Source organism: Parasphingorhabdus sp. NYA22 (genome assembly GCF_976973735.1).
In genome coordinates, this window is the sequence record NZ_OZ333477.1 from 3,123,100 (window position 1) to 3,142,871 (window position 19,772).

Genomic DNA, 19,772 nt, shown 5'->3' on the forward strand with positions numbered 1-19,772 from the left:
GATAATCATTTGCAATAATATTCTCGCAACAAGCAGATTTAGGCATGACTGATTTGGTCGATCCGCTTCGGGAACATGCTTGACTAAAGCGGTCGTGCACCACAGATAATCCCCATGCCATTGAACATGACAAAGATCGCCTATCGCAGCGAGAGCCCGGCAACGCTGCGAAACTGGCTCGAATCACATAAAGACAATAAAGCGAGCGGCGGCGAAGCACGGCTAACCACCCGCTATCTGCCAAAACGCCACGAAGAGATGGTTGGCGGCTCCCTCTACTGGATCCACGCGAAGAAAATTGTCGGCCGTTCGCCGATCATCGGATTCATGGACAATGGCGAGGGCCGCCAGTGGATCCGGCTGGAACCCCGGCTTATCGCAGTCCAGCCGATACCCAAGCGCGCCCATCAGGGCTGGCGCTATCTTGACGAAAAAGATGCTCCTGCCGATCTCGGTGAAGGTGCGGAAGGCGCAGAGGAAATGCCTGCGGAGATGCTTGGAGAACTGGCTAGTCTCGGACTGGTCTAGACGACCACAAACAGGGTATCGCAACCCGTTCCTGCCAGCAGGCCGTCAATCTGTGTACGGGTCTCGGCAGAGAGCCCGCCATAGGCCTCGCGCAGCGCGAGCAGACATTTCGCCTGATAGGGGAATGGCGGTTGCTGCCATTTCCGGCCATGAATTTCGGCCTCCACATTTTCAGCACCGGACTGGACGGCTTCGGCATTGGCAATCAGGAAAGGCGCATAGGTCCGGCCAATTTCCGATAGCAGGCCCTGAAGCGAGCCATGCTGGTCATTTGCCAGCCAGTCGCCATGTTTGTGCCCGGAGAGATCATCCATCCGGTCCACCCACGCGCGCACTCTTTGCGCATATTTGTTGGTCAGCGCCATCGACGTCGGTTCGACCTGGGTGAGTTGGGTCAGCTGGCCGTGGAGCGCGAAGTCGCAGGCAGAGGGCCGGCTTCCCAGAATGAAGCCCTGCTCCCGGATGAGCCGGTCGAGAAGTCCCAGTAGCCGGACGTAGCTGTCTTCGATGGTTTTCGCCGTGATCTCGTTTGACCCGACAACATAAAGCCGCTCGATCTGCCGTTTTGCAAATTGCGCCGCCATCGCGCTGGACTGTTCGTCCGGCAGATTGGGGTTGGCCCAATGGATCAGCAGCGGCGCGACATGGTCGGCATCCGCCTGAAAGGCCCAGCGAAAATGGAACATCGCCTTGGTTAGCCATTCATCGGCATAATCCTCGATCAGCAGATCGAGAAAGCGCAGCGCTTCATTCTTGGGAATGACCGAACGACTATTATATTCCTGCTCCAGCCGCCGGATGATCGGCGTGCTATCCACCACGGCTTCAAGATCACCATCACTATCGCGGAAGTAAAAGGTCGGCAGCAGAGCCACTTTCGGCTTTGGATAGCCCTCCGGAGCGCCCGTCGGTCCGCCCCATATGACATTATAAGCGATGTGCCGGTAGCGCAGCAGCGCCAGCATCTTGCGCGTATAGGGCGACCCCGGCGCGCCCATCAGTTCGAGCCGGTCGGTCATGTCAGCCCTTTCCGTCCACCCAGTGTTTGAGCAAATTATAGGCAATGGCAAATGGCGGCGGCGCGACGAACAGGGCGCCCGGCTCACCGGCCATCGCGGCTTTCACCTCGTCCAGCGAGAACCAGGCCGCTTCCTCGATTTCCTCTTCATCTAGCGTCAGCGTCGGATCGTCGGTGACACTGGTGCAGGCGATCATCAATGACGAAGGGAATGGCCAAGGCTGGCTCGCGACATAGCGAACGTCATGCACATGAATGCCGGCTTCCTCGAACAATTCACGCTTGACGCAGCCCTCGATACTCTCGCCCGGTTCCAGAAACCCGGCCAGTGCCGAAAAGCTTTTCGGCGGAAAACGCGGCTGACGACCGAGCAAGACCTTGCCTTCGCATTCCGACAACATGATCGCTACCGGATCGGTGCGGGGAAAATGCTCTGCTCCGCAACCGTCTTTCTCGCTATCACAGAGACGCGCCCAGCCGCCTTTGCGGGACTCGGTCGGCTTGCCGCATTGCGCGCAAAATTTATGCCGTGCGTGCCAGTCGACAAGACTCCGCGCAGTCGCATAGATTGCGGCCTGATCAGCAGGCAATCCGCCCAGTGTCTGCCAAAGTGCCCTATTGGCCGCCGGTCCGGCATCCCCTGCCCCGTTCAGCTCCGCGAAGAAAGGCGTATTATCTTCGATGCCGAGCAACAGCAGATCATGGTCCGGCGACGCTTCATAAGCTGCGCCCCAGGCGAGTTCGCCACGGTCATCGAATACCGGGTTCAGGCCATCCAGCTTGAGCAACTTCGCCCGTGGATTCATCATCGCAGCGCGCAATTTGTCCGGATTGACCCGCACCTGATCGGCGCGATCAAGGGTTCCACCAGCAAAGGTTGGCACTATCGTATTTTCAGCAATCGACATCTTGTCTCCCGGACATTTTATTTTGTGGCTCCCGGCAAAAAGCAGAGAATTTGCGCCCCTTACGGACTGGTATTGCCCGCGCCCGCCTGCGCGTTTCCGGTCAGATCGGCATAGACATATTTCGGAAAATCGGACTGGAAGGGATAGCTGTTCGACGGAATATATTGGGTGTAGCCGCCCGCGCGCAGACCGCGGACGGTATCGACGAAGGCCGAGGTGCCCGCCGCGCCGCCCCATCCGAATGTACCTGCTGGACTGACCGCAGTACCGAGACCGGACCGTCCGCCCGCACCAAAGCCGTGATTGGCCACCCACGTTCCCGCCGTGCTGGCCGTTTCCGGCAACAGGTTGGATATGCCCAGCTTCACGGTTTCCGGCTTCATCACCTGGACGCCTCCGACTGTGCCGAAGCCCAGAACCATCTGCAGGAACTTGTCATAATCGCCAGCGGTCCCGACCAGACCAGTGCTGCCAAAGGCGAAAGCCGGCTTGTCGAGATAGATGCTGGTCGCACCCGGATCGATCGGAATCAGAGACCCGGCGAAGGGCGCATAATTGTCAGCGAGATCCGCCGCCCGGTCGGCGGGAACCTGATAGTATATGCTGTTCATGCCCAACGGCCCGAACATCCGCTGCTGCAGGAACTGGTCGAGTGGCTTACCGGAAACTTTCTCGATCACCGCACTCAACACATCATGGCTGAGCGAATAGCTCCACTGCGTACCGGGTTGATAGACCAGAGGCAGTTCGGACAGCCGCTTTACGAAGGTCATGATGTCGGGAGTCGGCGCGCCGGAATCGACCCCGGGAATGGGGTTGCGGCTGACGCGGCCCGGAGTAATGCCGGCGGCAAGATAGGCCTTCTGGATCGGGCCTTTCGATATGATCGAATAGCCGAGACCGGCGGTATGGGTTTGCAACTGGCGGATGGTGATCGGCTTTTTGGCTGGCTCGACATTATCAAGCGCGCCTTCCGGGTCGATCAGCACCTGCATGTCGGCAAATTCAGGAAAAATATCCGAAAGCGGCTGGTCCAGCGAAAGCAGACCGTCCTCGATCAGCATCATCGTAGCCATGCCGGTCACCGGCTTGGTCTGCGAATACATCCGCCACAAGGTATCGGTGCCGACCAGGGTGTCGCCGCCCAGTTTCAGCGAACCGGCGGCAATGACTTCCGGGGCTTGCTGACCGAAGCCGATCATCGCCATCATGCCGGCGACTTTCTTTTCCGCGACATATTGGTTGATGATCTTGGTCAGCCCCGGGAAGTTATTTGCCGCTTCCCTTGCAAAGGCAGTGCCGGGCATGCCGGCGAGAAAGGCTCCCGCGCCGATACCGCCGAGCACGGAGCGCCGCGAAAATGATGGTCCAAGCGAAGCTGTTGCAAGTCTGTCAGCGGTCATTTTTCTTCCTTCAGTTTCCATCTCACGGCTTTGGCGTAAAGGGTCGGCAATCCCGCTTCCGCGATATCATCCAGCGCCCACCATATATTATCATCACTGTTAGTAACGATTTTTTCGTCCTGATAAACTGCCAAATCCACCTCAAGCGAAAAATGCGTGAAACTGTGCTGAACGATATTGTCATGCACCCGCCATTCACCCGTCAAAGGCGGCGTCGCATGACCGTCATTTCCCGCAGCCCAGCCATCATCCGGCAGCGATCTCATCCCGCCAAGCATGCCTTTCGGCGGACGGGTGGCCAGCAAAATTCTGTCCTGTTGTTCGATCCAGAAAAACCGGGCGCGGCGAACCGGCTTGGCTTTCTTCGGTGGCTTGACCGGATAGCGTTCCATGTCGCCTGCCTTGAAGGCCGCACATTGTTTCTGCACCGGACAGATGTCGCATTTCGGATTTTTCGATGTGCAGATGGTCGCGCCGATATCCATGCAGGCCTGGGCAAAATCCCCGGCCCCGTGGCGCGGGGTGATCGCATCCATCGCCGCCCGAATTTCAGCCTTGCCTTTGGGAAGCGGCGTATCGATGGCGAACAGTCTCGCTACCAGCCGCTCGATATTGGCATCGACCACCACCGCGCGTTCACCAAAGGCAATGGCTGCGATCGCAGCCGCCGTATAGGCACCCACTCCAGGCAGCTGAAGAAGCTCAGACTCTTTCTGAGGAAAGATTCCATTCAGCTTCTCAGTGACATGCTCCGCACATTTACGAAGATTTCGCGCCCTCGCATAATAGCCAAGGCCTGCCCATGCCGCCATGACATCCGCCTCATCGGCACGCGCCAGATCCTGAACCGTCGGCCAGCGCCGGGTGAATTTCTCGAAATAGCTTTTGACAGCACCGACCGTTGTCTGCTGCAGCATGACTTCGGACAACCAGACATGATAGGGATCAGGCAAATTGCTACCCGGCGGAGACCGCCAGGGCAGTTTTCGCGCTTTATCCACATAATGTGCACCGATATTGGCAGAAATTTTACGGGCTTTGGCGGGGAAGCTATCGACGGCCATGGCCGCGCCATGCCATAAAAGGACATAATGGCGAAGAAAATTGGCAATATTGGTGATGAAAAGGCGAAAACCGTCGAAAACGGTACGCCTGCGTCCAAAAAATTGCCGAAAAAAGCCGCCAGGAAACCGGCTGTAAAAGCATATCAGAAATACCAGCGTCCGCGCGGCGGTCCGGCGAAAAGCATCTCCGACCTGATGCCCGATATTGGCCGCGCTGCCTTTCGTCGCTATGGCTTCATCCAGAGCTCGGTGGTCAGCCGCTGGACGGAGATTGTCGGCGAACGCTATGCCGCCGTGTCCCTGCCCGAATCGATCCGCTTTCCACGCGGCGAAAAAGAGGGCGGGACACTGCATCTGCTGGTCGGCGGCGCTTATGCGACGATGATGCAACATATCGCACCGGATATCATCGAGCGGGTAAATCGCTTCTTCGGCTATGGTGCAGTCAGTCAGATTAGATTCAGACAGGGCACCGTAACGCCCAAGAAAGACAAGGAAAAAAGGGTCTCCCTGCCCGCTTCGCTCAAGCCCGCGCCAATCCAGCTGGGCGAAAATTTGCGCGACATTGGCGACGCCGAGTTGAACCGGGTATTGGAATCGCTCGCATCGGCAGTTGCAAAGGCGGAAGCGGACCCTAAGAAAGATGCTCAGCAAAGTATAAAGATCATCGGCAAGATCGGTGGCGGTGACAAGAAGAAGGACCGGACATGAAGTACAGAAGCGCGTATCTTGCTTCAGCATTGGTAGCAGCAACGGTGATGATCTCACCCGTATCGGCAGAGCAGAGCGACTGGACCAAGCGCGTCACGCAGTCGAGCATGGGCGGCCATGTCATGGGCAATCCCCTCGCCAAGCACAAGCTGACCGAATATATGAGCTACACATGCAACCATTGTGCGGCCTTTGAAAAGGAATCGCACAGCGACCTGACCGCCAAACATGTCAAAAAGGGCCATATCAGCTTCGAGGTCCGCAACCTGATTCTCAATCCTATTGATCTGACCGCAGCAATGCTGGCGCGCTGCGGCGGCCGCACCAAATTTTTCGGAAATCACCGGGCCTTGCTGCTGCAGCAATCGACATGGCTGACCAAATTCCAGGCCGCTTCGCCGGAAGTGATGAAGACCATGAACGACGGCACGGTTCCTCAGCGGCTGAAGAAAATCGCCAAAGCCGCCGGTCTCGACACATTGATGAAAGGGCGCGGCTTTACGCCAGCGGCAATTGATGCCTGCCTGTCCGACAAGGGCGAGCAGGACAAGATATTGGCAATGACAGAATATGCCACGACAACGCTCAAGCTGAGCGGCACGCCGAGCTTCACACTTGCCGACCAACCGCTTGCCAGAGTCCATAGCTGGGAAGCGTTGCAACCCAGATTGGCGAGCCTTCCACAATAAACAATCGATCATTTCAAAAAGCAGGAACAGAATATGCGCACATTCAACTATATTGCACCCTTGGCTTTTGCTCTCGCGCTGACCGCTTGTGGCGAAGCAAGTGAAGGCGAAGCGGGAGCGAGCGCTGCCGGTTCGGTCGACGCCGTCGAGGCTCCTGCCGGACAGAAATGGTCCGAGACCGTATCGAAAACCGAGGCTGGCGGCATCGTCATGGGCAATCCAGAGGCGCCGATCAAGCTCGTCGAATATATGTCGATCACCTGTTCACACTGCAAGGAATTCGGCGAACAGGCCTTTGCACCGCTGCGCGACAATTATGTCGAAAGCGGCAAGGTCAGCTTTGAAATCCGCAACTTCGTCCGCGATCCGCTAGACCTTTCCGCAGCCATCCTTTCGCGTTGCGGCGGCGAAACTCCGTTTTTCCCGCTGACCGAACAGGCACTAAGCTATCAGGGCACAATGTTTGAAAAAGCACAGGCCATGGGCGAAGCGACCTATGGTAGTATTTTGAGTTCCGCGCCAGAAACGCGATTTGTCCGCCTTGCCGAACAGCTGGGCCTGATTGCTTTCTTCCAGCAGCGCGGGATTTCCGAAGACCAGGCCAAGGCTTGTCTCGCAGACACCGCTACAGCCGAAACGCTGATGGGCGATACCCAGAAGGCGGTCGAGGAATATGATATTCAGGGAACGCCAACATTCCTGCTCAACGGGCAGAAATTTGACGGCACCAACTGGGCCATGGTCGAAGCAAAATTGAAAGAAGCCGGCGCGAAATAGGCGCGGGCTTTATCGCTGCAGGGGGCGCGATTTGAATTCGGGGACTGACAAAGCCGGCGCGGGGGACATCCCGTGCAAATAAAGAAGCTCAGACTCTCGGGCTTCAAAAGCTTTGTCGACCCCACAGAGCTGCGCATCGAAAAAGGGCTGACCGGCGTGGTCGGCCCCAATGGCTGCGGCAAATCCAATCTGCTCGAAGCCATCCGCTGGGTGATGGGCGAAAATAGCGCCAAGTCGATGCGCGGCGGCGGCATGGAAGATGTCATCTTCGCCGGCACCCAGGACCGGCCCGAACGGCAATTTGCCGAAGTCGCGCTGACCGCCGAACGGGAAACCAACGATGTTTCATCGCTGCACGTCGGCGACAATGACAGCGAACTGGAGATTGTCCGGCGGATCGAGCGCGGGGCCGGCTCAGCCTATCGCGCCAACGGCACCGATGTCCGGGCCAAGGATATTGCTCTAATTTTCGCCGACGCCGCCACTGGCGCGCACAGTCCTGCGCTGGTCAGCCAAGGCAAGATATCCAACATCATTTCATCGAAGCCTGAGGCGCGACGGGAAATGCTGGAGGAAGCGGCGGGCATTTCCGGCCTGCATGTCCGGCGCAAGGATGCCGAGCAGAAATTGCGCGCAGCGGAGAAGAACCTCTCCCGCCTCGACGATATTCTTGGCGATATGGAACAGCGTGCAGCCAATTTGCGGCGGCAGGCGAAACAGGCCGAGCGCTACAAAAAGCTGAGCAGCGAAATCACCATCGTCGAAGGTCGGCTGATCTATGCGCGCTGGAAAGAAGCGGCGGCCGCATCCGATCAGGCCAAGGAGGAAGCGGAAACGGCTGAAGCCAAGGTCATCGCCGCGCAGAATGAACAGCAGGCGGCCGTATCTGCACAGAACGAGAGCGCCAAAGCGCTCGGCATCCTCCGCGCCGATGTTCAACGGACGCGCGAACAGGCCAGCGAATCCAGCCACCGCCTGCTGACCCTGACCAACGAACGCGACAATCTGAAATCGCGGCTGCTCGACCTGCAAGCGCAGGCCCAGCGCATCCATGATGACAATGCCCGCGAAGACCAGCTGACCCGCGATGCGATGGAAGCCCTAGCCCGTCTGGAACAGGACGAGAAGCGGCTGTCGACGGAACTGTCCGACCTGACCAAAGAGCGTCCGGAGCTGGAGCGCGCCGTCGAGCGGTCCGAACGCGCGGCCAGCGAAGCGGAAGTCGAACTGGCCAAGGCAGTGGCCGAAGAAGCCCGCATTCAGGCAGAGATCAAGGTTGCCAACGCCGCCGTTGACGCCGCGCAGGCACGCCATGACCGGCTGGCTGTGGAACTCGACCGGCTGAACGCCGAACGCGCCGAAATGGGCGACGAGGGAAAGCTGCAGGCCGCTCTCGCCGAAGCGATTGCAACGCGGGAAGCGGCACAGCAAGCTGCAGACGGCAGCGGCGGCAAGATTGCCTCGCTCGAGGAGCAGCGGGCCCAGGCCACAGCGGCCCGCGATGCCGCGCAGTCCGGTCTTGCCACGCTAAAGGCGGAACTGGCCGGACTGAAATCCGAACATGACGCCTTGAACCGCGAACTGTCGAGGACCGTTAGCACCAACAAGGCGATCGATCAGGTCAAGCCGGCACCGGGCTATGAACGCGCCTTGGCGGCGGCACTGGGCGATGATCTGCTGGCGTCGGTCGGTGAAGACGGCGACCGCTTCTGGGGCGGCGGCGATATAGCAGCATCCGCCGACACGCCCGGCGGAACCGAGACCCTGCTCGACCGGGTTCAGGCTCCGGCAGAATTGCACAATCGCCTCTCGCAGATTTTTGTCGCCGAGAGCGATGACGGCCAATCGCTGGCAGTCGGCCAGCGGCTGGTCACCAAAGCGGGTGCACTGCGCCGCTGGGATGGCTTTGTCGCCCGCGATGACGGCAATGCCAGCGCCGAACGGCTGGTCCGCGCCAATCGTCTGCGCGAATTGCAGCAACTGCTGCTCCCGGCTCAGGACAAGGTTACGGGGGCTGAAGCGACACTGGTCGCGCAACGCGAAGCTATGTCGGCAATTGAAATCCGGCTTGGCGAAGCCCGTACGGCTCGGCGCGACGCCGAGGAAGCCTTGCGCCAAGCGTTGCGCGAGGCCGATCAGGCGGAAGAAGCTCTGGCCTGGCTGCAAAAACGCACCGCCAGCCTCGCCGAACGGGACGCCGCTCTCAAGGCGGAAAATGCCACCGCGCTTGCGGAGCTGGAAGCGGCGCAAAAGGAACGCGCGAGCCAGCCTGATGGCGCAGCGCAGGAGAGAGCGCGGTCAGCTCTGCAGGACCAGCGCGACAGTGCGCGGCAGCAGGTCATGTCCTCGCAGGCAGCACTCTCCTCAATCGACCAGAAACTGGCGCAGGTGAAGGAACAGAAAGCCGTCGCCACCGCCCAGATACGCTCCTGGCAGGACCGCTCCGGCGAGGCCGAAGCCCGGATGAAGGAAATGGCAAAGCGCGGCAAGATGATCGAGGTCGAAGTCGAAAATCTCGCAGGCCGCCCGCGGGTGATCGAGGTGGAAGTCAGCAAGCTGGCGGAACATCAGGACGCGCTCAACGCGAAGGTCGTCGAGAAGGACGCCGAGCTACAGGCCGCCGAACTGGCGCAGCGCGACCATGAAGACCGGCTCAATCAGGCTAGTGAAATGCTCAGCCAGGCACGCGAATTGCGTGCCGGTGCCAAGGCCCGCGCCGAAAACCAGGATTTGCGCCGGATGGAGATGGGCCGGATTTCGTCGGAAAAATTCGAATGCCCCGCTGTGGTACTGCCGAAAAAGCTCGAGTTTGACGAAGAGACTGTTGGCGATGCATCGCTGGAATCCGCAGAACTTGAACGGCTGACGCTCAGTCGCGAACGGATCGGGCCGGTCAATCTGGTCGCCGCAGACGAACTGGCGGAACTGGAGGGCGAGTGGGAGAAATCGACCAAGGAAAGCCAGGATCTGAACGAGGCGATCCATCAGTTGCGCGGATCGATCGGCAGCCTCAACCGCGAAGGCCGCCAGCGCCTGCTCGCCGCGTTCGAGGAAGTCGACCAGCATTTCCAGCGGCTGTTCGCGACCCTGTTCGACGGCGGCAAGGCCCATCTGGAGATGATCAACAGCGACGATCCGCTGGAAGCCGGTCTGGAAATCATGGCGCAACCGCCGGGCAAGAAGCTGACCTCGCTGACTTTGCTGTCCGGCGGCGAACAGGCGTTGACCGCTGTCGCCCTTATTTTCGGACTATTTCTAACCAATCCGGCACCCATCTGCGTGCTCGACGAGGTCGATGCGCCGCTCGACGATGCCAATATCGAACGTTTCTGCGACCTGCTCGACAAGATGGTCGCCGAGACCAACACCCGCTATCTGATCGTCACCCATAATGCGGTGACCATGAGCCGCATGCACCGCCTGTTCGGCGTGACCATGGTCGAGCGCGGGATTTCACAGCTGGTGTCGGTGGATCTGAACGCGGCGGAAGAATTGCTGGCGGCGGAGTGAAAAAGTCTCCGGGTGCCAAACAACAGGTTATCGATCGGCTGGGCTCCTACTGGAGAATGGAAGCTGGCACAGCGGTCATGATTCCGGCAGTCATGATCCTGTTGAGCGAGGGGCAACTGGGCCCGGCAAGCTATGCAGCGATGGTCCCGATGGTCCTGCTGCTGGCTATTGGCGGTGCCTATTGGCGAACCAAATATCTGCGACTCACCAAGCCGCGTCATGATCCGCTACCGCTATTCAGGTTGCTCCGGCGATTACGGCCCTTCATATTGGCGCTGACCATCGCTGCGCTTGCCTATACCATCCTAATCTGGCTCAAGCCCGATCTGAGCGCAGGATTTAACGACCGTGTAACCGCCACCGTCGCAGCCACTTTGGCCCTGGCTGAATATATAAATTATTATCACCGGCAGCTGCAGCATTTTGACAATATGGCGGATTTTAAACGGTTGCTGACCGGCAAAGGGTTTCGGCGTTCGCAAATGTCGGTCGACCTTCAGGCGGTTGAGACATCGCCGGCGGCGAAGTGAATTCGCTTCCACAATAAATGTAACCACATAAATTATTCTATTTGGCAGTTTAGGCCAGAGCTGTAGCCATCGCAGGCGCTTCGGGTGAAATCGATGAAGAAATGCAAAACCCTAAACAGCAGGTGACTTTGCGCCTGGATAAAATCGCCTTGGAGACATTCAAAGCGGCAGGCGCGGGATGGCAGATGCGGATCAACGAGGAATTGCGCAAGGCGTTAAACCTCTAACCCCGCAAAGCGAGCTACGCCCCTTTCTGCAACACCCTATAATCGATCGGTTTGAAGGTCCCGCCGTTTGATGCATAGGCCGAGCAAGCAGTGAGTCCGATCACCAGATCCATTTCCGCGCGCAGTCGCAGCCGGTCACCGGCCTTGCTGGTTGGCGGAAGGACTTCCAGCTTACCAGTGGCCTGATCCACCGGAACATTCATGAACACATTGAATGCGCACGGGATGGCGTCCGGCTCGACGCCAAAAGGGGCCAGCGCTTCAGCGAGATTGCCGAAGCAACCGCGATGCACAGGCTTGTCTGGGTAAAAATGCTTGAACGTGTCCTCGCTGCACGGCGTCAGGAGGAAGTCATGCGACCCGACCGTGTCCGCGACAATGGCCAGCATCAGGTTGGAGCGGTTCGACCACAGGCGATTGCCCTCGCTCAGCCGGATGGTTTCCTCATAATCGAATGTCCGGCCGTTCGACAGAACTTCCCGGACGTCATCGGCATTATAGGCAAGCAAATCAGACACCTGCCCGCCATCGGGATCGATCACATCGAGATATTCGCCCTTCTTGAGCCGGAACGCCACACCAGAACGCGGCGCTATGCGGAAGCTGCTCATGTGCTGCGCCGATCCTGAAACGGGCATTGCCAGTCATCGCCGACCTGACGGCCACTATATTGGCGCGCTTCGCTGGACTCGCCATATTTCGCCAGCATCGGATTGATGTCTCCTGCCAGCTTTTCGTCACGCGCCAATATGGTTTTGCGCATCTTGTCATAGCTGCCATGTTCCCGCAGCCGTTCGAACTGGTCGTGAAGATTGAACACCAGCACCGGATGCGAAAAACGGCGCGCAGGGCGCGATGCATTGGGATGCAGGCCGATTACGAAAAAGGCCTCGCCGCCGAAGCTGAGCGAGAAATGCGGATCATCGGGATCGGCGCTGACCCGCTCGTCATAGGTCTGGCCCAGCCAGGCATCCTTGTCAGCCAGCGACTGAATTCGCTCCCAAAGCGATCTTTCGAATTCGGTTTCGGTCATATCCGTCGGCCCGTCAAATATCACGGCCAGGCTCCGCAGCCCCTCGGCTGAATACCGATAATCCCGCGCCCAGTCTAGCAGTTCCCGATGGATTTCCACATCGTCCCAATTGCTGTTCAGGCTGTGCGCGGCAATCACCTTGAGATTGTCGCGCGCCAGGGCTGATTTGGCTCCAACGCAAGGGAATTGCGGCTCTGTAATCATCGATGCAATCGCGGCCTTGAGCTCGTCCACGCGCTTGGCTTTGTCGTTGCGGTCTAACAATATTGAATGTTCCATGGCTGTGTTTACGCGCGAACGCACAGAGCGTTCCCGGCCCCGGCCAGACCGGTTCGAAATGGGCGCATATTTTGATCGGCGGTCAAATTCGGGCTTCCTCTTTCACTGGCGCCGCGGATCGCAGCTGACCATTGCTATAGTGATCCGCGGGAATAATGCGCCTGCCAAATTCAATCGCCCAATACCAGTCGCGGCCCCGGCCCCTTCAATCCCGCCCGGTCCTCCGGATTATACAGCGCGCATTTCTTCAGGCTCAGACAGCCGCAGCCGATGCAGCCATCGAGCCGGTCGCGGGTGCGTTCCAGCTCGGCAATCCGCGCATCAATCACCCCGCGCATCGCCTTGCTGATCCGGGTCCAGTCGGCCTGGGTCGGTGTCCGGCCATGGGGTAGCTCGGCAAGCTGGCGCTGGATTTCACCGATGCTCAGACCCAATTGCTGCGCGATCAGGACGAAGCTCAGCCGGCGGATGTCCGAGCGCAGAAAGCGTCGCTGCCCGCCACTGGAGCGGAAGGGTTCGACCAGCCCCTTTTCCTCGTAGAAGCGGATCGCAGAGACCGAGAGGCCGGTGCGACCCGCGAGGCCTCCGATGGTCAGAGCTTTGGTTACGGGCATTTTTGTCTCCTTCCTTTCCTCCCTGTGCGCAGCAACGGGGAGGGGGACCATCCGCAGGATGGTGGAGGGACCCCTCCGTCAGCCCTCCGGACTGCCACCTCCCCATTGCTGCGCAACGAGGAGGAAAATAATAGCTTGATCTCAACTTAGCTTGAGGTTGTACGAATCGCAAGCATGGAGAATTGGCGGGCTCGAACAGCCGCCGGCAACGCGGCAAACATGCTTCCAATTCTTCCAATGAAGCGATGCCAATATTGCGAGGAAGACAGACAATGAAACTCAATCAGGTCACCGTGGGATGTGTCGATTATGACCAGTCGGTAGCATTTTACCGCCAGCTCGGTCTCACCCAGATCGTCGACTCCCCGCCCCGCTACGCCCGGTTCGAGACACCGACCGGCGAGACCTTCTCAATCCAGGCGGTGGAGAAAATCGGTGCGCCGACCACCATGATCTACTTCGAATGTGACGAACTCGGCGAAACCGTCGCAGCTCTGCAATCCGCAGGCCTCCCCTTCGACACCGGGCCCACCGACCAGAGCTGGGGCTGGCGCGAAGCGCGGCTTAGCGATCCGGCGGGCAATCCGCTCTGCCTGTTCTACGGCGGCAACAATCGCCGCTTCCCGCCCTGGCGGATCGACAATTCAACAACGGAGAAAGGAAATGAAAAATGAACAACGGAAAACTGGAACACGTCAACATCACGGTCAGCGACCCGCACCGGAGCGCCGCCCTGCTGCACGATCTATTTGGCTGGCATATCCGGTGGGAGGGGCCATCAATGTTGGATGGCCACACTATCCACATCGGGACGGATGAGCAATATATCGCGCTCTACACCAACCCGGACGTTCGGGCGGCGAACCCCATTTTCAACAAGGGCGAGCCGATGAACCATATCGGCGTGATCGTCGATGATCTGGATGCGGTAGAGGCGAAGGTCGTCGCGGCCGGGCTCGAACCGTTCAGCCATGGCGATTACGATCCCGGACGGCGTTTCTATTTTTTCGACTGGAACGGCATCGAGTTTGAGGTCGTGGAATATGGCCGCGGGCAAGGATAGACTTACCGGACCACCTGTGGCAGCAACTTGCTATCTCTGTGTAACGGATCGGGAACATCATGCTCAAATATCAGAAATATTGCGCAATTCTATTGGTCGTGAGTTCTCCATCCGCATCGCTTGCGAATGATGAGGGGATCGACTTGCGCGATCATCCTTTTTGGCAATTTGATCTGGAAGAGAACCGAACCGCAGATGTAACCCTCGCCGATGTCGATGGCGACGGGGACCTTGATATATTGACGGCCAATGGTCGACATTGGGCGGAACAGGATTTTATCTATTTGAATAGCGGAGACGGGCGGATGCTGGAGGCCAATTACCTCGGCAACGCCAAATCCGCCAGTTACACTATTCAGGCCGGTGATGTTGACGGAAATGGGACAATAGATGCCGTTGTCGTGCGCGATAAGCTGGATGCGGTTGTTTACCTGAACGACGGCACCGGCAGATATGTATTTTCCGCAGCAATCAAAGATAGCAAGGGGCACGCTCGATCGGCCGCGATGTTTGATGCTGATAGCGACGATATTCTGGATCTCGTAATCGCTACCCGGCGCGGACAGGACATGATCTATAAGGGTGACGGCAATGGCGGGTTCCATGTCGGAGCACCATTGCCAGATACGGGCTTTGGGTCGACAGGGCTGGCAACAGGGGATCTCGATGATGATGGCGACATCGACATGGTGATCGCGAGACGTGATGATGCCGAAAGCGTTATCATGTTCAATCAGGCCGGAAGCTTCCTGCCTTTCCCCCTAGCTGAAAGCAAAGGCGACCACAGACAAGTCGTTATCGCCGAACTCACCGGAGACAAATATCCGGATATTGTATTGGCCGATACAGATGGCAGTTTATTGCTCTATCAAGGCTCACCGAAAGGGGCATTCCAGAAACCGTGGACCTTTGGGACTGTCGGCGATCATATCCAAGCGCTAACATCGATCGACTTTGATGGGGATGGGGATCTCGACCTGTTCGCTGGCTGCGATGGAAGAAACGTAATTTTTCAGAATAATGGCAAGGGAATTTTCAGCCGTCAGGGAATTGGCGAAGAAGCCGATAGCTACGGTGTTGCGGCTGGCGACCTGAATGGCGATGGGCTGTCAGACATTGTTGTTGCCAATTCCGGAAGCGCCAACCAAGTGCTTCTCAACCGATCTGTAAAGAAACAGGAAAACTAGGTTGTGGCGCGTCATTGTCTCAACCGGTGAGACAATGACGCGCCTGATAATTTAAAGGCTAGGATTAACCAGCACCTTCTCGCCGGTCGCTTTCTTGTCATAACCCTTGGCAATGTCCGGATTGATCATGTCCATCAGGCTGATCTCGCTGGAATAATCGCTGTGGAAAATACCGTTGCGTTCGGCGACGGTATACATGCGCATTTCGATCATCCGCTCCATGCCGACCTTTTCGAGATGCGGGGTGAGCAGCCAGCCACCAACGCCCCAGTAGAGGCCGAGACCGCCGCCGAGGATGGTTTCGCCGGTGTCGAGACGGCCGTAGATATAGACCTGCTTGTTGACGGTCGAGCCATAGACGCTGAATTCCGCGCCACGCACTGCAGCGGCTTTTTCCATCGCGGTCAGGATATAGCTCGCCATCTTGCCGCCGCCAATTGCGTCAAAGCCGAGCGTCGCGCCGGTTTCTGCAAGAGCAGCAATCAGCTGGTCCATGAAATCACTCTTGGTGCTGTCGATCACGTGGGTCAGGCCGATGTCGGTGAGGATCTTCTTCTGTGCATCGGAACGAACGATGGCAACCAGCGGTACGCCTTCCTTGAGGCAAAGCTTGGCAAGCATCTGACCTAGATTGGAAGCCGCTGCGGTATGGACCAGAGCTTCATGTCCTTCAGCCCGCATGGTGTTGACAAAACCCTGGGCGGTCATCGGATTGACGAACAAGGAAGCGCCTTCCTTCGCCGGTGCGCCTTCGGGAAGTGGGACGCACATCGCCGCTGGCATCACCCGGTGGGTGCGATACATTTCGCCACCGACGATGGTGACTGTCTTGCCCATCAACGCCTGCGCCGCATCGGATGATCCCGCCGCTACGACAGTACCAGCGCCTTCGTTACCGGCAGCGAGTTTCTTGCCAGCGCGTCCTTTGAAGAAAGGCTGCATCGCAGGCTCTACGTCGGCAACCAGTGCCGGGTGGCCATCAACGGTTTCGCTGCGCGCTGTATCCATATTGGCAGCGGCGGTCAGCAGACCGAGATCGGAAGGATTGATCGGCACCGCTTCCATCTGGACAACGACTTCATGCTCTTTCGGCTCGGGCACAGCATAAGGCTCGATCGAAAGGATCGACTTTCCGTCTTCGGTAACGGTGGTGAATAATTGCTTTGCGTCGGGAAATTGGCTCATTAAAAATTCCTCTCTCTTGTGTTTCTAGAAACTTTTGGCGGCAGCTAGCGCGCCCAATCTGGCGGTGATTTCGAAAAACTCGCTCACCGTTTCATCGATTATCTGTTTGGCAGTTTTTACCTCGTCAATCAAACCGGAAGATTGTCCAGCCAGACCGACGGACGCTTCCATATCGCCGCCGAAATAGACATCCATGATGCCCTTGAAGGTGTCTGCGGGCATCAGTCCGTCTTCATAGATTTTCGTAGTCCGTTCGGTTTTCAGCGCTCTGATGCAAGGCGAGGCTTTCTTGTTCAGTACATATGTGCCTGTTTCCGTGGCATCCAGTATCGCCTGCTTGTAATTATGATGCACTGGGCTCTCGGCGCTCGACACAAAGCGCGTGCCCATCTGGACACCTTCCGCACCCAGAGCAAAGGCAGCAGCCATGCCGGCCCCGTCAACGATCCCGCCAGCCGCGACCATCGGGATATCGGTCTGCCTGCGGATTGCCTGCAGCAGAACCAAAGTCGAGACTTCCTCCGGATTTTTGAAGCCGCCGCCCTCTGCGCCTTCGACGACAAGACCATCGACGCCCGCCTCGACACAGCCCATTGCCGCAGCAACGGTCGGCACGGCATGATAGACGATGATCCCCGCCTCTTGCAGCGGTCCGACAAATTTGCGCGGGCTACCCGCAGATGTGGTGACAAATTTCACGCCGGACTCACAGACGCGGGTCAGGATTGCCGGATCCTTGAGGAACATGATCGGCAGGTTCACGCCGAATGGCGCATCGGTCATGCCTTTCATCTTCTCGATCTCGGCCATGCAATTTTCGGTCTCGCCCGAGCTGGTCTCGATAATGCCCAGCCCGCCCGCGTTGCACACTGCCGAAGCCAGCTGCGACCGGGCGATCCAGCCCATCGGCGCCTGCACGATCGGATATTTCGCGCCGCAATGTTCGAGGAAACGATTCATATAGCGTCTTTCTTCAGTATCGCCGGCCGTTCATCCCATCGGATACATGATTTCCCGGCTGATCTTGTAGATGCGCTTCATGATCTCGTCGCTGAGCACCAGATCGGCGGCAGCGAAAATATCGGGAAGCTGATCGGTGTGGGTCGCGCCGACAATGGTGGAAGCAACAAAATCATGCTGCTTTGACCAAGCGGTCGCCAGCGTCACTGGCGCAACGCCCAATTCATCGGCAATCGCCATGAACCGCTTGGTCGATTCCTCGGACTTGGGATTGACGAAACGTTCCGCCATTTTTGCCTGTCTGCCACCCATTTTGAGATAGGCCGAGAAACGCGCGCCTTCGGGCATGGCCCCGTCATTATATTTTCCGGACAGGGCACCGCCTCCGAGCGGCGAATATGGGATCAGGCTGACCCCTTCCTGCAGGCAGACTTGCGCCAGTTCATCCTCGAACCGGCGGTTGTTCATGCTGAAATTATTCTGAATGGTGCAATAGCGGGTAACACCCAGCCGTTCCGATGCTTCCAGCGATTTCATCAGGCCCCAGCTGGTTTCGTTGGAGCAGCCGATGGTTCGGATCTTGCCCTTGCGGATTTCCTCGTCGAGCACTTCCATGGTCTCGTCATAAGCAGTGCCATGATCGGGCCAGTGAGTCTGGTAGAGATCGATATAATCGGTCTGCAGCCGCTTGAGGCTTTCATCCAGCGCCTTGACGATATTGTGGCGATCCATCGCCGTCATCCCTGCGCGCTTGGCCGAGGCGATCCAACCATGGCTGGGCCCGGATACTTTGGTCGCGATGATCAGACTGTCTCGATCCTTGCCCTTCATCCAGCGGCCGACAATATTCTCGGTCTCGCCTGCCCATTCCGGCTTGGGCGGTACGGGGTAATTTTCCGCCGTGTCGAAAAAATTGATCCCGGCCTCGACCGACTCGTCCATGATCCGGTGCGACATGGCTTCGTCCGCGCCGCTGCCAAAGGTCATCGTTCCCATGCAGATTTCGGATACATATATCGGGCTTCGGCCCAGGCGGCGTTTTTTCATGCAAATGTCTCCGGGAAGCAGGACGTTGGATTAACTGTGCGATTAAGTATCATAACTCGCGCAGGTTGCGAAACGCAATCCAATTTCTTTAAAGACTAGCCGGCCTGCCCGAGAACCAGACAGGCAAGAAACATCAGAAAGCCAGCGTATCGATTGGACCGGAATTTGTTGAGCGCATCATCGCCATCGCCGCTTTTCAGCGTCGTTAGCTGCCACAGGAAATGCAGTGCGACCGGCAGAAGAGCGACAAGCCCAAGCCATTGCGGACGCAGCATCCAGAAAGCCGTAGCCCAGCTAGTGAGCGCTATCAGATAGAAAACCAGCACGCCGAAACGCACATTGTCGCCCAACCGCAGCGCGCTCGAGCGGATGCCGACCAGAGCGTCATCCTCGCGATCCTGCAGCGCGTAAATCGTGTCAAAGCCGATCACCCAGAAAATCGATCCGAGATAGAGCAACAGCATCGCCCAGTGAAATTGCGGCATAATCGCCAGCCAGCCGACCAGCGCGCCCCAGCTGAACACCAGTCCCAGCCAGGCCTGCGGCCACCAGGTGATGCGCTTCATGAACGGATAGGCCGCGACCAGGGCGAGACTGCCCAGTGCCACTAACTTGGCGGGACCGTTGATCCGCAACCAGACAGTCATCCCGATCAGGCACAATATCCCGAGCCATATCCACGCTGCTTTCAGCGATGTCGCGCCGCTGGCCAGAGGCCGCGAACGGGTCCGCTCCACCTGACGATCAAGATCGCGGTCGACGATATCATTATAGACACAACCCGCACCGCGCATAGCGATCGACCCAAGCAGCAGCCAGAGCAGAAGATCCCATCGCTCGATTGCACCGCCGGCAAGGGCAATGCCCCAGGCGCAGGGCCAATATAGCAGCCACCAGCCGATCGGGCGATCAAAACGGGCGAGCAAGGCGAAAGGCCGGGCCGCGCTCGGCAGCAGGCCAATGATGCCCTTATGTTCGGAATCGGGGACGGTTTGGACTGGCTGGTTGGACATGATGGTCGCATATCGTGATTTCTCCA

At 58.2% G+C, this 19,772-nt stretch carries 21 protein-coding genes; 10 read left to right on the plus strand and 11 right to left on the minus strand.

Annotated features, from left to right (window positions below; genetic code table 11):
• Positions 1-114: 114 nt before the first annotated feature.
• On the plus strand, positions 115-528 hold the full coding sequence (locus ACWFTY_RS14860; protein WP_447524957.1) for a DUF1489 family protein: 414 nt from the start codon (positions 115-117) through the stop codon (positions 526-528).
• Here ACWFTY_RS14860 and ACWFTY_RS14865 read toward each other — a convergent pair.
• The 4 genes from ACWFTY_RS14865 to mutY are packed head-to-tail and all read right to left on the minus strand — an operon-like array spanning position 525 to position 4,921.
• Positions 525-1,547, minus strand: a complete 1,023-nt coding sequence (locus tag ACWFTY_RS14865; protein ID WP_447524958.1) for a glutathione S-transferase N-terminal domain-containing protein — start codon at positions 1,545-1,547, stop codon at positions 525-527. The genes ACWFTY_RS14860 and ACWFTY_RS14865 overlap by 4 nt on opposite strands.
• A gap of 1 nt (position 1,548) precedes the next feature.
• Complete coding sequence (gene nudC / locus ACWFTY_RS14870) at positions 1,549-2,454, minus strand: NAD(+) diphosphatase (RefSeq protein WP_447524959.1); 906 nt, start codon at positions 2,452-2,454, stop codon at positions 1,549-1,551.
• Positions 2,455-2,513: 59 nt separating this feature from the next.
• Positions 2,514-3,857 (minus strand): serine hydrolase domain-containing protein, encoded by a 1,344-nt coding sequence (locus ACWFTY_RS14875; RefSeq protein WP_447524960.1) that lies wholly within the window; start codon positions 3,855-3,857, stop codon positions 2,514-2,516.
• Complete coding sequence (gene mutY / locus ACWFTY_RS14880; protein ID WP_447524961.1) at positions 3,854-4,921, minus strand: A/G-specific adenine glycosylase; 1,068 nt, start codon at positions 4,919-4,921, stop codon at positions 3,854-3,856. The genes ACWFTY_RS14875 and mutY overlap by 4 nt, the downstream gene beginning before the upstream one ends.
• 27 nt (positions 4,922-4,948) lie before the next feature.
• Here mutY and ACWFTY_RS14885 point away from each other — a divergent pair, with 27 nt between their 5' ends.
• The 6 genes from ACWFTY_RS14885 (at position 4,949) to ACWFTY_RS14910 (ending at position 11,365) form a co-directional block, all read left to right on the plus strand.
• Complete coding sequence (locus tag ACWFTY_RS14885) at positions 4,949-5,632, plus strand: DUF721 domain-containing protein (RefSeq protein ID WP_447524962.1); 684 nt, start codon at positions 4,949-4,951, stop codon at positions 5,630-5,632.
• Positions 5,629-6,321 carry a DsbA family protein gene (locus ACWFTY_RS14890; RefSeq protein ID WP_447524963.1) on the plus strand — a complete coding sequence of 231 codons (693 nt, stop codon included), beginning with the start codon at positions 5,629-5,631 and terminating at the stop codon, positions 6,319-6,321. Before ACWFTY_RS14885 ends, ACWFTY_RS14890 begins: the two co-directional genes overlap by 4 nt.
• Positions 6,322-6,354: 33 nt before the next feature.
• Complete coding sequence (locus tag ACWFTY_RS14895; protein ID WP_447524964.1) at positions 6,355-7,098, plus strand: thioredoxin domain-containing protein; 744 nt, start codon at positions 6,355-6,357, stop codon at positions 7,096-7,098.
• Between the two features lie 72 nt (positions 7,099-7,170).
• Positions 7,171-10,608, plus strand: coding sequence for a chromosome segregation protein SMC (gene smc / locus ACWFTY_RS14900; RefSeq protein ID WP_447524965.1), 3,438 nt, complete (start codon positions 7,171-7,173; stop codon positions 10,606-10,608).
• Positions 10,605-11,138: a hypothetical protein gene (locus ACWFTY_RS14905; RefSeq protein WP_447524966.1), complete on the plus strand. Its 534-nt coding sequence runs from the start codon at positions 10,605-10,607 to the stop codon at positions 11,136-11,138. Before smc ends, ACWFTY_RS14905 begins: the two co-directional genes overlap by 4 nt.
• 89 nt (positions 11,139-11,227) lie before the next feature.
• Positions 11,228-11,365 (plus strand): BrnA antitoxin family protein, encoded by a 138-nt coding sequence (locus ACWFTY_RS14910; protein ID WP_447526911.1) that lies wholly within the window; start codon positions 11,228-11,230, stop codon positions 11,363-11,365.
• 14 nt (positions 11,366-11,379) lie between these two features.
• On the opposite strand, the gene ACWFTY_RS14915 is transcribed toward ACWFTY_RS14910, so the two are convergent.
• The 3 genes from ACWFTY_RS14915 to soxR all read right to left on the minus strand — a co-directional run bounded on the left by ACWFTY_RS14915 (position 11,380) and on the right by soxR (position 13,291).
• Positions 11,380-11,976 carry a DUF1989 domain-containing protein gene (locus tag ACWFTY_RS14915; RefSeq protein ID WP_447524967.1) on the minus strand — a complete coding sequence of 199 codons (597 nt, stop codon included), beginning with the start codon at positions 11,974-11,976 and terminating at the stop codon, positions 11,380-11,382.
• Complete coding sequence (gene gntA, locus ACWFTY_RS14920; RefSeq protein ID WP_447526912.1) at positions 11,973-12,602, minus strand: guanitoxin biosynthesis heme-dependent pre-guanitoxin N-hydroxylase GntA; 630 nt, start codon at positions 12,600-12,602, stop codon at positions 11,973-11,975. The genes ACWFTY_RS14915 and gntA overlap by 4 nt, the downstream gene beginning before the upstream one ends.
• Before the next feature lie 245 nt (positions 12,603-12,847).
• Positions 12,848-13,291, minus strand: coding sequence for a redox-sensitive transcriptional activator SoxR (gene soxR / locus ACWFTY_RS14925; protein WP_447524968.1), 444 nt, complete (start codon positions 13,289-13,291; stop codon positions 12,848-12,850).
• A gap of 272 nt (positions 13,292-13,563) precedes the next feature.
• Here soxR and ACWFTY_RS14930 point away from each other — a divergent pair, with 272 nt between their 5' ends.
• Genes ACWFTY_RS14930 through ACWFTY_RS14940 form a run of 3 tightly spaced genes read left to right on the plus strand, consistent with a single transcriptional unit; the run spans position 13,564 to position 15,541 of the window.
• Complete coding sequence (locus ACWFTY_RS14930; protein ID WP_447524969.1) at positions 13,564-13,965, plus strand: VOC family protein; 402 nt, start codon at positions 13,564-13,566, stop codon at positions 13,963-13,965.
• Positions 13,962-14,354: a VOC family protein gene (locus ACWFTY_RS14935; RefSeq protein WP_447524970.1), complete on the plus strand. Its 393-nt coding sequence runs from the start codon at positions 13,962-13,964 to the stop codon at positions 14,352-14,354. The genes ACWFTY_RS14930 and ACWFTY_RS14935 overlap by 4 nt, the downstream gene beginning before the upstream one ends.
• 59 nt (positions 14,355-14,413) lie before the next feature.
• On the plus strand, positions 14,414-15,541 hold the full coding sequence (locus ACWFTY_RS14940; protein ID WP_447524971.1) for an FG-GAP and VCBS repeat-containing protein: 1,128 nt from the start codon (positions 14,414-14,416) through the stop codon (positions 15,539-15,541).
• Positions 15,542-15,592: 51 nt separating this feature from the next.
• Here ACWFTY_RS14940 and ACWFTY_RS14945 read toward each other — a convergent pair whose 3' ends face one another.
• The 4 genes from ACWFTY_RS14945 to ubiA form a co-directional block, all read right to left on the minus strand.
• On the minus strand, positions 15,593-16,726 hold the full coding sequence (locus ACWFTY_RS14945; RefSeq protein ID WP_447524972.1) for an NADH oxidase: 1,134 nt from the start codon (positions 16,724-16,726) through the stop codon (positions 15,593-15,595).
• 24 nt (positions 16,727-16,750) lie between these two features.
• A complete protein-coding gene (locus tag ACWFTY_RS14950; RefSeq protein WP_447524973.1) occupies positions 16,751-17,686 on the minus strand; it encodes an NAD(P)H-dependent flavin oxidoreductase in 936 nt (311 codons plus the stop codon).
• A 30-nt stretch (positions 17,687-17,716) separates the two neighbouring features.
• Positions 17,717-18,733 carry an aldo/keto reductase gene (locus tag ACWFTY_RS14955; RefSeq protein WP_447524974.1) on the minus strand — a complete coding sequence of 339 codons (1,017 nt, stop codon included), beginning with the start codon at positions 18,731-18,733 and terminating at the stop codon, positions 17,717-17,719.
• 95 nt (positions 18,734-18,828) lie between these two features.
• Positions 18,829-19,746, minus strand: coding sequence for a 4-hydroxybenzoate octaprenyltransferase (gene ubiA / locus ACWFTY_RS14960; protein ID WP_447524975.1), 918 nt, complete (start codon positions 19,744-19,746; stop codon positions 18,829-18,831).
• Positions 19,747-19,772 lie beyond the last annotated feature (26 nt).

Coding starts and splice junctions, on each gene's coding strand:
- ubiA (WP_447524975.1), bottom strand. CDS start 19,746: ATGTCCAACCAGCCAGTCCAAACCGTCCCCGATTCCGAACATAAGGGC.
- soxR (WP_447524968.1), bottom strand. CDS start 13,291: ATGCCCGTAACCAAAGCTCTGACCATCGGAGGCCTCGCGGGTCGCACC.
- ACWFTY_RS14930 (WP_447524969.1), top strand. CDS start 13,564: ATGAAACTCAATCAGGTCACCGTGGGATGTGTCGATTATGACCAGTCG.
- ACWFTY_RS14860 (WP_447524957.1), top strand. CDS start 115: ATGCCATTGAACATGACAAAGATCGCCTATCGCAGCGAGAGCCCGGCA.
- mutY (WP_447524961.1), bottom strand. CDS start 4,921: ATGGCCGTCGATAGCTTCCCCGCCAAAGCCCGTAAAATTTCTGCCAAT.
- ACWFTY_RS14940 (WP_447524971.1), top strand. CDS start 14,414: ATGCTCAAATATCAGAAATATTGCGCAATTCTATTGGTCGTGAGTTCT.
- ACWFTY_RS14875 (WP_447524960.1), bottom strand. CDS start 3,857: ATGACCGCTGACAGACTTGCAACAGCTTCGCTTGGACCATCATTTTCG.
- ACWFTY_RS14865 (WP_447524958.1), bottom strand. CDS start 1,547: ATGACCGACCGGCTCGAACTGATGGGCGCGCCGGGGTCGCCCTATACG.
- ACWFTY_RS14950 (WP_447524973.1), bottom strand. CDS start 17,686: ATGAATCGTTTCCTCGAACATTGCGGCGCGAAATATCCGATCGTGCAG.
- ACWFTY_RS14895 (WP_447524964.1), top strand. CDS start 6,355: ATGCGCACATTCAACTATATTGCACCCTTGGCTTTTGCTCTCGCGCTG.
- gntA (WP_447526912.1), bottom strand. CDS start 12,602: ATGATTACAGAGCCGCAATTCCCTTGCGTTGGAGCCAAATCAGCCCTG.
- ACWFTY_RS14935 (WP_447524970.1), top strand. CDS start 13,962: ATGAACAACGGAAAACTGGAACACGTCAACATCACGGTCAGCGACCCG.
- ACWFTY_RS14955 (WP_447524974.1), bottom strand. CDS start 18,733: ATGAAAAAACGCCGCCTGGGCCGAAGCCCGATATATGTATCCGAAATC.
- ACWFTY_RS14945 (WP_447524972.1), bottom strand. CDS start 16,726: ATGAGCCAATTTCCCGACGCAAAGCAATTATTCACCACCGTTACCGAA.
- ACWFTY_RS14915 (WP_447524967.1), bottom strand. CDS start 11,976: ATGAGCAGCTTCCGCATAGCGCCGCGTTCTGGTGTGGCGTTCCGGCTC.
- nudC (WP_447524959.1), bottom strand. CDS start 2,454: ATGTCGATTGCTGAAAATACGATAGTGCCAACCTTTGCTGGTGGAACC.
- ACWFTY_RS14890 (WP_447524963.1), top strand. CDS start 5,629: ATGAAGTACAGAAGCGCGTATCTTGCTTCAGCATTGGTAGCAGCAACG.
- ACWFTY_RS14885 (WP_447524962.1), top strand. CDS start 4,949: ATGGCGAAGAAAATTGGCAATATTGGTGATGAAAAGGCGAAAACCGTC.